This window comes from Pseudomonas pudica (assembly GCF_015680405.1).
Taxonomy (GTDB): domain Bacteria; phylum Pseudomonadota; class Gammaproteobacteria; order Pseudomonadales; family Pseudomonadaceae; genus Aquipseudomonas; species Aquipseudomonas pudica.
The window spans coordinates 21422-34885 of record NZ_JADLJS010000001.1 but is presented as its reverse complement, the minus strand read 5'-3'; the positions used below and the strand labels follow the sequence as shown (position 1 = coordinate 34885).

Here is a 13464-nt window from a genome sequence, read left to right as displayed (position 1 = left end):
AAATCGCTACCTTAGCGCAATGGCCAGGCTCAGTCTGGAACGATTGTGCAGCCGTTGGTCAGCGCCCGGTTACGCAAGGCCTCGAAGCGTTCGCGCAGCCACAGGTGCAGTTGTGCCACCGCTGGGCTGAGTTGCTTGCGGTGCGGGCACACCAGAGTGACCGGGGCGGGCTCACCATGGTGTTCGGGGAGGATGATTTCCAGCTCGCCGGCCGCGATGTTGGCGCTTACGTCCAGCCACGACTTGTAGACGATGCCTTCGCCCTGCAAGGCCAGGCGGCGGATCACGTCGGCATCGTCGCTGACCAGCGGCCCACTCACCTGCACGGTGCGGTTGCCCACCCGCCACTTGTCGTAGACCCGGTTGTACTGCATGTACAGCAGGCAGGCATGCTGCTGCAGGGCGTCGGGCGTGAGCGGGCGGCCGTGGCGGGCCAGGTACTCGGGCGCAGCCACCAGTACCCGGCGGTTCCAATCGGCCAGCGGCAGGGCAATGTAGTTGGCGTCCAGGTTGAGGCCATAGCGGATCGCCACATCTACCGGGTCGCGGTTGAGGTCGGCGATCTGGTCGGACAGGAGGAAGCGCAGGTGCAGGGCCGGGTGCTCGCGGCGGAAGGCGCTCAGCCACGGCAACAGCATGTTGCGGCCAAGGTCGGACGGTGCCGAAACCTGCAGGTTGCCGCGCAGGGTGTTGGCGTTGCCATGCAGGTCTTCACGCCCCTGGCGCAGGCTCTCCAGCACATTCAGGGCAGTCGGCAGGTACAACTCGCCTTCGGCGGTCAGGCGCAGGCTGCGGGTGGTGCGGGCGAACAGGCGCACGTCCAGGTCGCGCTCCAGGCGCTTGATCGCGGCGGCAACCTGCCCTGGCAGCAGTTCGGCCTCGTGGGCGGCGGCGGTGAAGCTGCCCAGCACGCTGCTGCGGACGAACAGTTCGAGGTCGGCGATGCGCAGCATTTTCACTCCTGAGGTGAAAGTGTTGCTGAATTATGCCGGTTTTTCTTTTCTGCAGGAAAGATAATATGCTCGGCAAATCCCCTGTTCATCCCGGAGTTGTTGCATGGATACCGTCTCGCTGGCCAAGCGCCGTTACACCACCAAAGCCTACGATGTCTCGCGCCGTATTCCCCAGGCCACTGTCGATGCGCTGCTCGAGCAACTGCGCCACAGCCCGTCTTCTGTCAACTCGCAACCGTGGCATTTCATCGTTGCCGACAGCGCCGAGGGCAAGGCCCGCCTGGCCAAGAGCACCGCAGAGCGCTATGCCTACAATTCGTCGAAGATCCTCGATGCCTCGCATGTGATCGTGTTCTGCACCCGCACCGAAATGACCGAAGCGCACCTGAATGCCGTGCTCGACCAGGAAGCTGCCGATGGCCGCTTCCGTGATGAGCAGGCGCGTGCCGGCCAGAACCAGAGCCGCCGGCACTACGTCGACCTGCATCGCTTTGACCAGAAGGACGTGCAGCACTGGATGGAAAAGCAGACTTACCTGGCGTTGGGTACTGCCTTGCTGGGGGCTGCGGCACATGGGCTGGATGCTACGCCGATCGAAGGCTTCGACAGCAAGGTTCTCGATGCCGAGCTGGGCTTGCGCGAGCGTGGGTTCACCAGTGTGGTCATTCTCAGCCTGGGCTATCGCAGCGAGACGGACTTCAACGCTGGCTTGAACAAGTCGCGCTTGCCGGCTTCGCAGGTGTTCACCTTCCTGTGAGGTTGCCGGGGCCGCCCTGCGGCCCCGTTCGCGAAGCAGGGCCGTTCCCACAAGATGGCATCGCCGTCATGACTTTCACAGGCCTCATGAACTGGCAAACATTCGGCATATGCCGCATACTTGTCGGCAAACGCCGGAAAGGAGAGAGCCATGCTTGCCGAAGTGCTTCGCGACAACGGTTACCACGAGTACCGGGCGCGCCTGCATGCACTGCTGGAAATCCCCGAACTCGCCAGTGACTTCGAAATCCACACCCGCATTACCCATGGCTTCGCTGCCACCTGGCTGGTGAAACTGACCGAGCTAGGCGTGTTCACCCCTGTGGAGCGTGACCAGATCATTCCCCTGCGCACGCTGAAAACCCGCATCGAACGTGATCAGCCACTGACCGTGGAAGAAAGCGACCGGCTGTTCCGTTCGGCTCATATTACCGCCATGGCCGAAGCCGTGTTCGGTGAGGCGGGCAAGGCCAAGCGCTGGCTGTCCAAGCCCAAAGAGCGCTTCTCGGGGTTGACACCGATGCAGATGCTCACCACCCAGCAGGGCACCACCCAGGTCGAAGAAATGTTGCTGCAGATCGCCGAGGGCTTCGGCCTGTGATTCTGTGGCGTATCAGCGCCTATGCAGACTTGAGCGGAACGGGCGGCTTGCGTGTCAGCGGCCGCTGGCACCAGGCCGGCCGGCCAGTGGTGTATGCCGCCACCAGCCCGGCCGGGGCGATGCTGGAGGTGCTGGTGCACCTGGAGATCGACCCTGAGGATTTCCCCACCACCATGCGGCTGCTGCGTATCGAGTTGCCCGACACCGTTTCGCAAGCGCAGTTGCCCGCCTTGCAGCCTGGCTGGTCGAGCCAGACCGAACTGACCCGGGGCCTGGGCAACCGCTTTCTGGACGAGTGCTCGGCATTGCTGCTGCCGGTGCCGAGCGCGATCATGCCCAGCACCACCAATTACCTGTTCAACCCGCGCCATCCGCAGGCAAACAGTGCCAGGCTCGAGGTCGAGGACTTCACCCCGGACAGCCGGCTGTTCTAGGGAAGGCTCACCAAAGTGCCGCTGACGCCGCTGTCAGCACCCGGCCAAACACTTCGAGCGCCTTGTCCACTTCAGCCTCGTTGCTGAAACGCCCGATGCTCAGGCGCACGCTGTTGCGTGCCTGGCGCTCATCCAGCCCCAGCGCGAGCAGCACATGCGAGGCCGCATTGCTCGCAGAGTTGCAGGCCGAGGTGGTCGACAACGCCAGCTCGCTGGCCAGCGCCGCGCTGTTGAAGCCCTTGCTGTCGATACACAGGTTCAGGGTATGGGGAATGCGCTGGTTGGCGCAGCCGTTGAGGGTGACGCCGGGCAGGGCCAGCAAGCCTTCGCGCAGACGCCTTGCCAGTTGCTCAAGGCGCAGGTTTTCGCTGTCGCCGGGTTGGCCGGCCAAGGCAAAGGCGCTGCCCATGCCGGCAATCTGATGGGTCGCCAGGGTGCCGGAACGCAGGCCCTGCTCATGGCCACCGCCGTGCATCTGCGCACGCATCAGCATGCGGGCGCGTGGCCCCACGTAGAGCGCACCGATGCCCTTGGGCCCATACACCTTGTGCGCCGAGAACGACATCAGGTCCACGGCCATCGCGTTCAGGTCGATGGCCAGTTTGCCCACCGCCTGCGCCGCATCCACGTGCAGCAGGGCACCATGGGCACGTACCTGTTCGCCAATCGCGGCAAAGTCGGTGATCGTACCCAGTTCATTGTTGACCGCCATCAGCGACACCAGGCGTGTGTCGCCGCGCAACGCTGCCTGCACCGCTGCAGGCTGAATCAGGCCGGCGGCATCCGGTGCCAGGCGGGTAACGGCCCAGCCCTGGCGCTCCAGTTCGGCCACCGTGTCGAGCACGGCCTTGTGTTCCAGTTGGCTGGTGATCAGGTGCCCGGGCTGGCCGAGGCCCTGGGCAATGCCCTTAAGCGCCAGGTTGTTGGACTCGGTCGCACCTGATGTCCAGACCAGTGCAGCGGCCTGTGCGCCGACGCGTTCGGCCACTTGCTGGCGGGCCTGCTCCACGGCGTGGCGGGCGGCCTGGCCAAAGGCATGGCCACTGGATGCCGGGTTGCCGAAGTTGGCCTGGCTGCCAAGGCAGGCAAGCATGGTTTCGATGACCCGGTCGTCGACCGGAGTGGTGGCGGCGTAATCGAAGTAGAGCGGGGCGCTGGGCATTGGGGCGGGTCCGTGTCTGTCGCCGTGAAATCGACGATCGTTGGAGCAAGCGTACCCGCTGCTTGAGAGATATTTTTCGCTTCCAGCGGCTCTATTCTCTAGAAGCTCAAGAAAAAATTCTATCTCCTGAGGTTTTCTTGGAAATTTTTTCTCCCCGTTTCGAGGGCTCAGCAAAAGGCCCTCGTCAGCCTCTTCAGGCGGGTGCCAAGGCCCTTTCTTCCTCGGCCACCACACGTTCGCACAACTCGGTGATCTGCTCGCGCATCCAGCGGTTGGCTGGGTCCTGATCGGTGCTTTCATGCCAGTACAGGTGCGTTTCCAGCGCAGGCACCTCCACCGGCAGTGGCTGGTAACGCAACTGATGGCGACGGGCGAAGCGCTCGGGGACGGTCATCGCCATGTCGGTCTGCTGCAATACCTGCGAGGCCATCAGGTAATGCTGCGAGCGCAAGGCAACCTTGCGCTGTACGCCCATCTTGCCCAAGGCCAGGTCGACATAGCCCAGGCCGTTGCGACGGCTGGAAATATGGATGTGGGTCATGCCCAGGTAGTTGTCGAGGGTCAGCTTGCTGTCGGCCAGCGGGTGGCCCTGGCGCAGGGCGCAGACATAGCGGTCTTGCATCAGTTTGACGTGGCGTACCTGCGGGTCGGTGTTCAACGGTGCGTCGATGGCGAAGTCCAGGCGGCCGGCGGCAAGTTCTTTGGTGGTCTCGCGGCGCTTGCACAAAAAGCTTTCGATCAGCACCGCCGGCGCCAGGCGGCGCAAGCGCTGGAACAGCGGTGGCAGGATCACCGCTTCGGTAAGGTCGGTCATGCTGATGCGGAAGGTCTTGTTGGCCTGTTGCGGGTTGAAGATGCGGCTTTCCTGCACCGAGGTGCGCAGCAGTGCCAGGGCATTGCGCACCGGGCCGATGATGTTCTGCGCCATGGGCGTGGGCACCATGCCTTGCGCGGTACGCACGAACAGCGGGTCGTTGAAGGTTTCGCGCAGCCGCGAAAGGGCGTTGGACACTGCCGGCTGGGTGATGCCGACGATTTGCCCGGCGCGGGTCAGGTTGGCTTCGGTATAGATCGCATCGAACACGATGAACAGGTTGAGGTCGACCTTGCTGAGGTTCATGGGCGCCGCTCTTTGTTGGAGTTATTGGCCGATCATATATCGGTTATGAATGTTTATACACGCGGAAAATAGACTAGGTGGATGGGGCCATGCTGCTCTAGGCTCTGGCCCATGTACTCCGAACCGTGAAGGTAGCCCCGATGGATTTCGCCTATTCGCCCAAGGTCCAGGCACTGCGTGAGCGCGTCAGCGCGTTCATGGACGCCTATGTCTACCCCGCCGAGGCGGTGTTCGAGCGCCAGGTCGCCGAGGGTGACCGCTGGCAGCCCACCGCGATCATGGAAGAACTCAAGACCAAGGCGCGCGCCGAAGGGCTGTGGAACCTGTTTCTGCCCGAATCGGAATACGGTGCCGGCCTGAGCAACCTGGAATATGCCCCGCTGGCGGAAATCATGGGCCGTTCGTTGCTCGGCCCGGAGCCGTTCAACTGCTCGGCGCCGGACACTGGCAACATGGAAGTGCTGGTGCGTTATGGCAGCGAAGCGCAGAAGCGCCAGTGGCTGGAGCCGCTGCTGCGTGGCGAGATCCGTTCGGCATTCGCCATGACCGAACCGGACGTGGCGTCCTCGGATGCCACCAACATGGCCGCCACTGCAGTGCGTGACGGTGACCAATGGGTAATCAACGGCCGCAAGTGGTGGACCTCCGGCGCTTGCGACCCGCGCTGCAAGGTAATGATCTTCATGGGCCTGTCCAACCCTGAAGGGCCACGCCACCAGCAGCACTCGATGGTGCTGGTGCCCACCGATGCGCCTGGTGTGAAAATCGTGCGCCCACTGCCGGTGTTCGGCTATGACGATGCTCCCCATGGCCACGCCGAGGTGCTCTTCGAGAACGTGCGGGTGCCGTATGAGAACGTGATCCTGGGTGAGGGCCGTGGCTTCGAGATTGCCCAGGGGCGCCTTGGCCCCGGACGCATCCACCACTGCATGCGCTCGATCGGCATGGCCGAGCGCGCGCTGGAGCTGATGTGCAAGCGCTCGGTGGAGCGTACCGCCTTCGGCCGGCCACTGGCGCGTCTGGGCGGCAACGTCGACAAGATCGCCGACTCGCGCATGGAGATCGACATGGCCCGGCTGCTGACGTTGAAAGCGGCATACATGATGGACACGGTCGGCAACAAGGTCGCCCGCAGCGAGATTGCACAGATCAAGGTAGTGGCGCCGAACGTGGCACTGAAGGTGATCGACCGGGCTATCCAGATTCATGGCGGGGCAGGGGTGAGTGGCGATTTCCCGCTGGCTTACATGTACGCCATGCAGCGTACCTTGCGCCTGGCCGACGGGCCGGATGAAGTGCATCGGGCAGCGATCGGCAAGTATGAGATCGGCAAGTATGTGCCGGCGGAGATGATGCGTAGCGGGCGGTGATTTTGCCCGCCTGTTCCGGCCTCTTCGCGGGCTTGCCCGCTCCCACAGGAACTGTGCCGCCTCCAAGCTGTGCGCAATACCTGTGGGAGCGGGCAAGCCCGCGAAGAGGCCCTTGAAGGCTCACTCTGGATGGTCAGACCCGCATCTGCGGGTCTTCCTCCTTCTCGCTTATTGTGCGATCGGAATTTGAAGGCTGTCTGGATTGAGCACCCTCGATTTCCGGCTTCTCCCCCCGCGTCTTGACCAGCGAAACAACCACCCCACCCAGCAACAACCCGAACGTCACCCCCAACGACAACAACGCCGGCACCTTGCCCACCATGCCGTGGTAGAAGATCTTGCAGCCAATGAAGATCAGCACCAGTGCCAGCGCGTACTTGAGGTAAACGAACCGGTGCATCAGTGCCGCCAGCGCAAAGTACAGCGAGCGCAAGCCGAGGATGGCGAAGATGTTCGAGGTGTAGACGATGAACGGGTCCTGGGTGATGGCGAAGATTGCCGGGACGCTGTCGACTGCGAACACCAGGTCGGCCAGTTCGATCAGCACCAGCGCCATGAACAGCGGGGTGGCATGGCGTAGCGCCTTGTGCTGCCCAGGCGGGGTCTGCTGCACGAAAAAGTGCGAGCCGTGGATCTGCTCGGTGACCCGCATGTGCCGACGCACGAACTTCAGGATCGGGTTGTTCGCCAGGTCCGGGCGGCTGTCCTCCTTCGACAGCGCCATCTTGACCCCGGTAAACAGCAGGAAGGCACCGAAGATATACAGTACCCAGGCGAAGTTCTGCACCAGCGCCGCGCCCACGCCGATCATGATCGCCCGCAGGAAAACCACCCCGAGGATGCCCCAGAACAGCACGCGGTGCTGGTAGCGGCGGGGGATGGCGAAATAGCTGAAGATCATCGCCATGACGAACACGTTGTCCATCGACAGCGACTGCTCGACCAGGAACCCGGTGTAGAACTCAAGCGCAGACTGCGCGCCCAACTGGTACCAGACCCCGACGCCGAACAGCACGCCGACGCTGAAATAGCCCGAATACAGCAGCAGGCTCTCGCGCATTTCGATTTCCCGCTCGTGGCGGTGCAGCACGCCGAGGTCGAGTACCAGCAAACCGATGACGATGGCCATGAACACCAGCCACAACCAGGCGCTGGTACCGAGGAACGGGGTGGTGAGGAATGTCTGCAGAGCTGTCATGAGCCCCTCCTTCAATGTCGACGTTGCATGGCAACAGTGATCCGACATGGCGGCCTGGCAGCCGTCAGAGGGGCCCGGTATCACATGGGCTTGAGCCTAGACCCGTTTGCCGGTGATGCCGAATGGGGAGCTGTTACATTTCTTTGCCAGGCAAGGCCTGCAGGGATATGGGCCGCTTTCGGATCAATACACCCACACTTCCACCCGGCGATTGCGCAGCCGCCCTTGCTCCAACTCGTTCCCTGCCACTGGCAGGTCATCCCCCATCCCCGTCACCTCCAGCACCTCCACGCCATCGCGCGCCAGCTCGCGGCGCACCGCCTGGGCCCGCAGGCGGGAGAGCAGCGCGGCGCGGCCTGGTGTCTCCTTGGGGTCGCCAAAGCCTACCAGCACCGCCTTGCGCTGCAACTTGCCTGCTTGGCGCAGGTAGTCGGCCACCCGCTGCACATCGCGCAGGGCCTTGTTGTCGAGGCTGGCACTGCCTTCCTGGAAGCGGAAGTTAACGCTCAACCGCTGTGCCTGCTGGACCAAGGTGCGATAGCGCGGCGGCATGTCGGCCTGGGGAGCTACAGGTTGGGCCTTGATCTGCTGCGAAACGAAACCCTGCTGGGCGACGATCACCTGGCCCGCCGGGCTCTGGGCGAAATCGGCCAGGGCCTTGGCCTGGGGCTTGGGGTTGGCCGGCAGGTAGAAGTACAGGCGCCGCGATAGCGGGTAGTCCTCGCTGGCCACCAGTGCACGCTCCGGCAGCATGGCCGGCGCGTCACCCTCGGCCACCGCCAGCACCTTGGCACCATGCACCGCCGCCAGGCTGCTGAAACCGATGGCCTGGCGGTCGGTGCTCACCCGCGCGGCCAGTTCGTCGCTGGACTCGAAGCGTTGGGCCTGGGGGGAAAGCTCGGTGTGCTGGGGTTCCAGCACCAGGGCCTTGAAAGTCTCAAAGGTACCGGAGCGGTCGTCGCGGGCGTACAGGTGGATGGCCCCGCCGGAAACACCCAACTGCTCCCAGCGCTGGATCTGCCCGGCAAAAATTTGTGCCAGTTGCCCTGTGGTGAGCTGTGGCAGTGGGTTGTCGGGGTGAACGATGACCGCGACGCCATCGAGGCCGATGACTTGTTCGGCGGCAGCGGCGCGTAGGTCGCCCAAGGCCTGAAGTTGGCTTGCTTCGTTGTCGTTGATCGGCCGTGACGCGGCGGCCAGGTCGGCCTCGCCATGGCCGAGGGCGACGAAACCGGTGCTGGAACCGTGTGCGGCGATTTCGATGCGCAAAGGCTGGCCACGCGTATCGCGCGCGGTGATGACAGTCTCGTTGGCCAGATTGCCCGGGTATTGTTCGATGGCGGTAGCTTGCTGTGCGCGCAATTGCCCTTGCACCAGCGCCGGCAGCAAGGCAGCGCCGATGGTGTTGGAGCCTTGCACGCGCAGGTGAGCGGGCTCGGCCAGGGACGCCAGCGGTAGCAGGGAGAGCAGCAAGACAAGCAGGCGGTGCATGCCGGGAGGCCTGTGGCATAGGGTTGGCCGGCAGATTACGACAGTGGCGTGATGATGATGTGACAGTCCATAGGGCAGTGGGCTTTGCCTGATGCCTGTATGTTCGCGTCAATGGGGCTGCTGTGCAGCCCATCGCCGGCAAGCCAGCTCCCACAGGGGCCTTCCAATCCTGAAACCTGCGCTGTACCTGTGGGAGCTGGCTTGCCGGCGAACGGGCCGCAAAGCGGCCCCAGCGGTATCAATGCGCCCCGGCAGACTTGCTCAGGTCACTTTCTGCCCACTCGGTATAGATGCACGCATCCGCCACTGCCCAGCGCACCTTCACGGTATCCCCCGGCTGCATCGGCATGCCAGCCGCCGACAGCGCCTTGACCGTCAGCTCGGTACCGCCCGCAGTCACCACATGGCAGGTCTGGCTCTCGCCCAGGAACAGCACTTCGCCAACCTTGGCGCTGACCTCGTTCCAGCCCGCCGGCAGCGGCTCGCGCGCGGCCTGTTCGGTGGTCAGGGCCAGGGCCTTTTCCGGGCGCACCATGATCAGCGCATCCTGCGAGGCGGCCAGGCCCGGGGTCAGGCGGATAGCCACCGGCTGGCCCTCGAAGCTGCCCGCGCCATTGCTGCTGGCCTTGATCCGCAGGAAGTTGGAGTTGCCCAGGAACGAGGCGACGAAGGCATTTGGCGGGTTCTGGTACAGGTCGTAACCGGTGCCCAGGCCGACGATCTTGCCATGGCTGAAGATGGCGATGCGCTGGGACAGGCGCATGGCTTCTTCCTGGTCGTGGGTGACGTAGACGATGGTGATGCCCAGGCGCCGGTGCAACTGGCGCAGTTCATCCTGCAGGTCTTCGCGCAGCTTTTTGTCCAGCGCGCCGAGCGGTTCGTCCATCAGCAGGATGCGCGGTTCGTACACCAGGGCCCGGGCAATCGCCACGCGCTGCTGCTGGCCACCGGACATCTGCGATGGCTTGCGGTGGGCGAACTTCTCCAGCTGTACCAGCTTGAGCATGGCGTCGACGCGCTTGCTGGTTTCGCTGGCGCCGAGCTTGCGAATGGCCAGCGGGAAGCCGATGTTGTCGCGCACGTTCAGGTGCGGGAACAGCGAATAGCGCTGGAACACCATGCCGATGTCACGCTTGTGCGGCGGCACGTTGACCAGCGACTGGCCATCGACCAGGATCTCGCCGCTGCTCGGTGTTTCGAAGCCAGCCAGCATCGACAGGGTGGTGGACTTGCCCGACCCGCTGGAACCGAGGAAGGTCAGGAACTCGCCGTCCTGGATTTCCAGGTCGAGGTTGTCCACGGCGGTGAAGTCGCCGTAGTGCTTGTTCAGGCCGCGCAGGCTGACCAGGGTCTTGTCGTGCGCGTTGTCTTTGATCACTGCACTCATTGTTGTTTTCTCCGCGCGCTCAGGCGTTGGCTTCGGTGCGCCGGCGCAAGGCGGCGGCAATGAACATGACAAGCAGCGACAGGCCGATCAGCAGGGTCGAGGCCACGGCGATGACCGGGCTGAGGTCCTGGCGCAGGGTGGTCCACATCTTCACCGGCAGAGTCTGCAGGTCGGGGCTGGCCATCATCACGCTCAGCACCACTTCATCCCACGACACCAGGAAGGCAAACAGGCCGCCAGCGATCATCCCCGGGCGAATCGCCGGGAAGGTCACCTTGAAGATTGCCTGCAGGCGCGAGGCGCCGCAGATCACCGCGGCATCCTCGATCGACTGGTCGAACAGCTTCAGCGAGTTGATGATCGAGATGATGGTGAAGGGCAGGGCGACGATCACGTGGCTGACCACGAAGGCGAACAGTGTGCCGGTGTAGCCGAGCTTGAGGAACAGCGCGTACACCGCTACGGCAATGATCACCAGCGGCACGATCATCGGCATGGTGAACAGCCCATACAGCAGCTCGCGGCCGGGGAAGCGGCCACGCACCAGGGCAAACGCGGTGGGCAGGCCGAGCAGCACGGCGGCGATGGTGGTCAGCACGGCCACCTTCAGGCTGGCCAGCGCGGCGTCCATCCACTCCGGGTTGGAGAAGAACTGGCCGTACCACTTGAAGGTCCAGCCCGGTGGCGGGAACACCAGCCACTGCGACGAGCCGAACGACAGCAACACGATGAACACCACCGGCAGCAGCAGGAAGGCCGCGATGACCCCGGTGGTCAGGTACAGGCCCGTGCGCAGCGGGCGACCCATGGCGTTGGGAGACAGGAGCATGGCGGTTTACCTCGCGTTGCCGACCGGGGATTCCGGCTGCAGCTTCAGGTACAGGTAGAAGAGCACCAGGGTGATCACCACCAGCAGTGCGGCGGCGGCGCTGGCCAGGCCCCAGTTGAGGAACGACTGCACCTGCTGGATGATGAATTCGGGCAGCATCATGTTTTGCGCACCGCCCAGCAGGGCCGGGGTGACGTAGTAACCGAGCGACATCACGAACACCATCAGCGCCCCGGAGAACAGCCCCGAGCGGCACAGCGGCAGGAACACCTTCCAGAAATTGGTCCACGGGCTGGCGCCGCAGATCGAGCCGGCCTGCAGCACCATCGGGTCGATGGCGTGCATGGTCGCCTGCAGCGGCAGCACGATGAACGGGATCATGATGTAGCTCATGCCGATCACCACGCCGGTCAGGTTGTGCACCATTTCCAGCGGGGCATCGATGATACCCATAGCCATCAACGCCTTGTTGATCACCCCCGAACTCTGCAGCAGCACCAGCCACGAGTAGGTGCGCGCCAGCAGGCTCGTCCACATCGACAGCAGCACGATGTTCAGCAACCAGCGGCCCCAGCCCTTGGGCACCAGGGTAATTGCCCAGGCCAGCGGGAAGCCCAGCAGCACGCTGATCAGGGTGACCACGCCGGCCACCGAGAAGGTGTTGAACAGCACCCGTGCATAAGCCGAGTTGGCGAACAACTGCTCGTAGTTGCCCAGGCCCGGCGTCGGCTCCAGCACCCCGCGCAGCAACAGGCCGGCCAGCGGGGCGAAGAAGAACAGGCCAAGGAACAGCAGGGCCGGCAGTAAATTGCGGCTGCCTTTCCAGCGCTGGCTCAGGCTGACGCGGCGCGGGGCAGTTCCCGGAGCGCCGGTGCCCGTGGGGGCACCTTGCGCGTCATGCAGGGCGTTGATGGCGACTTTCATTTGACCAACCACTCATTCCAGCGGGCTGCGATGGCCTGGCCGTTCTTGGCCCAGTAGGCGAAGTCGAGGGTGACCTGGTCCTGGGCGTAGGCGGTCGGCAGGTTCTGCGCGAGGTCTTTGTCCAGCTTGGCCACGCTGTCGACGTTCACCGGCGCGTAGGCGGTCTTGTTGGCGAACTCGGCCTGGCCTTCGGCGCTGCTGGCATTGGCCAGGAACTTCATGGCCGCGTCCTTGTTCTTGGCACCTTTGGGGATGACCAGGAAGTCGGCCATGACCAGGTTCTGCTTCCAGCTCACACCCACCGGTGCACCGTCTTGCTGCAGGGCATAGACGCGGCCGTTCCAGAACTGGCCGAGCGAGGCTTCACCCGAGGCCAGCAGTTGCTGCGACTGGGCGCCACCGCCCCACCAGACGATGTCTTTCTTGATGGTGTCGAGCTTCTTGAAGGCGCGGTCCAGGTCCAGAGGGTACAGCTTGTCGGGGGCTACGCCGTCGGCCAGCAGGGCCAGTTCCAGTACACCCGGGCTGGGCCATTTGTACAGGGCGCGCTTGCCGGGGTAGGTCTTGGTATCGAACAGTGCGGTCCAGTCCACCGGTTTGTTGGCACCGAGCTTGCCTTCGTTGTAGCCGAGCACGAAGGAGAAGAAGAACGAGCCGACGCCATGGTCGGAGACGAAGCGCGGGTCGATCTTGTCGCGCTTGATCTGGGTGAAATCGAGGGGTTCGAGCAGGCCTTCGCTGGCGGCACGCAGGGCGAAGTCGGCTTCGACGTCGACCACGTCCCACTGCACGTTGCCGCTCTCGACCATGGCCTTGAGCTTGCCGTAGTCGGTAGGGCCGTCCTGGACGACCTTGATATCGGTGGCTTTGGTGAAGGGTACGGCCCACGCTTCTTTCTGGGCGTCCTGGGTGGTACCGCCCCAGCTGACGAAGTTCAGGCTGTCGGCGGCCTGGGCGGCCTGACATGCCAGGGTCAGCAGGCTGGCGGACAGCACTGCGGTTACACGTTTGCTCAACAGCATGGTTACGCCCTCGTTGCTTTTGTTATTCGAGGCGGGGCTTGTGGTGCGCCCGCCAACAGTGTTCGGGGAGCAGCTAAAACAAAGTGTCTTGTGGCCGTTTTTGATTGTAGGTGCCGGCCTGCAGATTCAAGGTCTACGGGATATCATATTATGGTATTCCAAACTTTTGGCAAGAGGCATGAGGCTACCGGCCATCACTCCGTCCTCTGCAATTTGC

At 63.7% G+C, this 13464-nt stretch carries 13 protein-coding genes; 4 read left to right on the top strand and 9 right to left on the bottom strand.

All coding sequences use genetic code 11. The features are described from left to right. Nucleotides 1–29 precede the first annotated feature (29 nt). Nucleotides 30–953 (bottom strand): LysR family transcriptional regulator, encoded by a 924-nt coding sequence (locus tag IRZ77_RS00185; protein ID WP_085599284.1) that lies wholly within the window; start codon nt 951–953, stop codon nt 30–32. Nucleotides 954–1056: 103 nt separating this feature from the next. On the opposite strand from IRZ77_RS00185, the gene nfsB reads away from it, so the two are divergent. The 3 genes from nfsB to IRZ77_RS00170 all read left to right on the top strand — a co-directional run bounded on the left by nfsB (nt 1057) and on the right by IRZ77_RS00170 (nt 2744). Then, nucleotides 1057–1710 carry an oxygen-insensitive NAD(P)H nitroreductase gene (gene nfsB / locus IRZ77_RS00180; RefSeq protein WP_085599282.1) on the top strand — a complete coding sequence of 218 codons (654 nt, stop codon included), beginning with the start codon at nt 1057–1059 and terminating at the stop codon, nt 1708–1710. 150 nt (nt 1711–1860) lie between these two features. Further along, on the top strand, nt 1861–2310 hold the full coding sequence (locus tag IRZ77_RS00175; RefSeq protein ID WP_013973163.1) for an antitoxin Xre/MbcA/ParS toxin-binding domain-containing protein: 450 nt from the start codon (nt 1861–1863) through the stop codon (nt 2308–2310). Then, entirely contained in the window at nt 2307–2744 is a 438-nt protein-coding gene (locus IRZ77_RS00170; protein ID WP_015270851.1) for an RES family NAD+ phosphorylase, read from the top strand. Before IRZ77_RS00175 ends, IRZ77_RS00170 begins: the two co-directional genes overlap by 4 nt. Before the next feature lie 7 nt (nt 2745–2751). Here the strand turns inward: IRZ77_RS00170 and IRZ77_RS00165 are convergent, their stop codons facing one another. Both IRZ77_RS00165 and IRZ77_RS00160 read right to left on the bottom strand, forming a co-directional pair. Next, complete coding sequence (locus IRZ77_RS00165) at nt 2752–3906, bottom strand: cysteine desulfurase family protein (protein WP_196172517.1); 1155 nt, start codon at nt 3904–3906, stop codon at nt 2752–2754. 193 nt (nt 3907–4099) lie between these two features. Beyond that, the gene (locus IRZ77_RS00160; RefSeq protein WP_025339647.1) at nt 4100–5026 is read right to left on the bottom strand and encodes a LysR family transcriptional regulator; all 927 of its coding nucleotides are present in this window, start codon (nt 5024–5026) and stop codon (nt 4100–4102) included. Nucleotides 5027–5166: 140 nt separating this feature from the next. Here IRZ77_RS00160 and IRZ77_RS00155 point away from each other — a divergent pair, with 140 nt between their 5' ends. After that, a complete protein-coding gene (locus IRZ77_RS00155; protein WP_108481005.1) occupies nt 5167–6396 on the top strand; it encodes an acyl-CoA dehydrogenase in 1230 nt (409 codons plus the stop codon). 133 nt (nt 6397–6529) lie between these two features. On the opposite strand, the gene IRZ77_RS00150 is transcribed toward IRZ77_RS00155, so the two are convergent. From IRZ77_RS00150 to IRZ77_RS00125, 6 genes are all read right to left on the bottom strand, one after another. Further along, nucleotides 6530–7594, bottom strand: a complete 1065-nt coding sequence (locus IRZ77_RS00150) for a TerC family protein (protein WP_196172515.1) — start codon at nt 7592–7594, stop codon at nt 6530–6532. A gap of 183 nt (nt 7595–7777) precedes the next feature. Then, nucleotides 7778–9085, bottom strand: coding sequence for a substrate-binding domain-containing protein (locus IRZ77_RS00145; RefSeq protein WP_046614997.1), 1308 nt, complete (start codon nt 9083–9085; stop codon nt 7778–7780). A 238-nt stretch (nt 9086–9323) separates the two neighbouring features. After that, nucleotides 9324–10472, bottom strand: a complete 1149-nt coding sequence (locus tag IRZ77_RS00140) for an ABC transporter ATP-binding protein (protein WP_046614998.1) — start codon at nt 10470–10472, stop codon at nt 9324–9326. Between the two features lie 19 nt (nt 10473–10491). Continuing rightward, entirely contained in the window at nt 10492–11301 is an 810-nt protein-coding gene (locus IRZ77_RS00135; protein WP_015270845.1) for an ABC transporter permease, read from the bottom strand. Between the two features lie 6 nt (nt 11302–11307). Further along, on the bottom strand, nt 11308–12225 hold the full coding sequence (locus IRZ77_RS00130; RefSeq protein WP_046614999.1) for an ABC transporter permease: 918 nt from the start codon (nt 12223–12225) through the stop codon (nt 11308–11310). Continuing rightward, complete coding sequence (locus IRZ77_RS00125; protein ID WP_013973153.1) at nt 12222–13247, bottom strand: ABC transporter substrate-binding protein; 1026 nt, start codon at nt 13245–13247, stop codon at nt 12222–12224. The genes IRZ77_RS00130 and IRZ77_RS00125 overlap by 4 nt, the downstream gene beginning before the upstream one ends. Nucleotides 13248–13464: the final 217 nt, after the last annotated feature.

Coding starts and splice junctions, on each gene's coding strand:
- nfsB (WP_085599282.1), top strand. CDS start 1,057: ATGGATACCGTCTCGCTGGCCAAGCGCCGTTACACCACCAAAGCCTAC.
- IRZ77_RS00150 (WP_196172515.1), bottom strand. CDS start 7,594: ATGACAGCTCTGCAGACATTCCTCACCACCCCGTTCCTCGGTACCAGC.
- IRZ77_RS00185 (WP_085599284.1), bottom strand. CDS start 953: ATGCTGCGCATCGCCGACCTCGAACTGTTCGTCCGCAGCAGCGTGCTG.
- IRZ77_RS00130 (WP_046614999.1), bottom strand. CDS start 12,225: ATGAAAGTCGCCATCAACGCCCTGCATGACGCGCAAGGTGCCCCCACG.
- IRZ77_RS00135 (WP_015270845.1), bottom strand. CDS start 11,301: ATGCTCCTGTCTCCCAACGCCATGGGTCGCCCGCTGCGCACGGGCCTG.
- IRZ77_RS00160 (WP_025339647.1), bottom strand. CDS start 5,026: ATGAACCTCAGCAAGGTCGACCTCAACCTGTTCATCGTGTTCGATGCG.
- IRZ77_RS00165 (WP_196172517.1), bottom strand. CDS start 3,906: ATGCCCAGCGCCCCGCTCTACTTCGATTACGCCGCCACCACTCCGGTC.
- IRZ77_RS00155 (WP_108481005.1), top strand. CDS start 5,167: ATGGATTTCGCCTATTCGCCCAAGGTCCAGGCACTGCGTGAGCGCGTC.
- IRZ77_RS00125 (WP_013973153.1), bottom strand. CDS start 13,247: ATGCTGTTGAGCAAACGTGTAACCGCAGTGCTGTCCGCCAGCCTGCTG.
- IRZ77_RS00145 (WP_046614997.1), bottom strand. CDS start 9,085: ATGCACCGCCTGCTTGTCTTGCTGCTCTCCCTGCTACCGCTGGCGTCC.
- IRZ77_RS00140 (WP_046614998.1), bottom strand. CDS start 10,472: ATGAGTGCAGTGATCAAAGACAACGCGCACGACAAGACCCTGGTCAGC.
- IRZ77_RS00175 (WP_013973163.1), top strand. CDS start 1,861: ATGCTTGCCGAAGTGCTTCGCGACAACGGTTACCACGAGTACCGGGCG.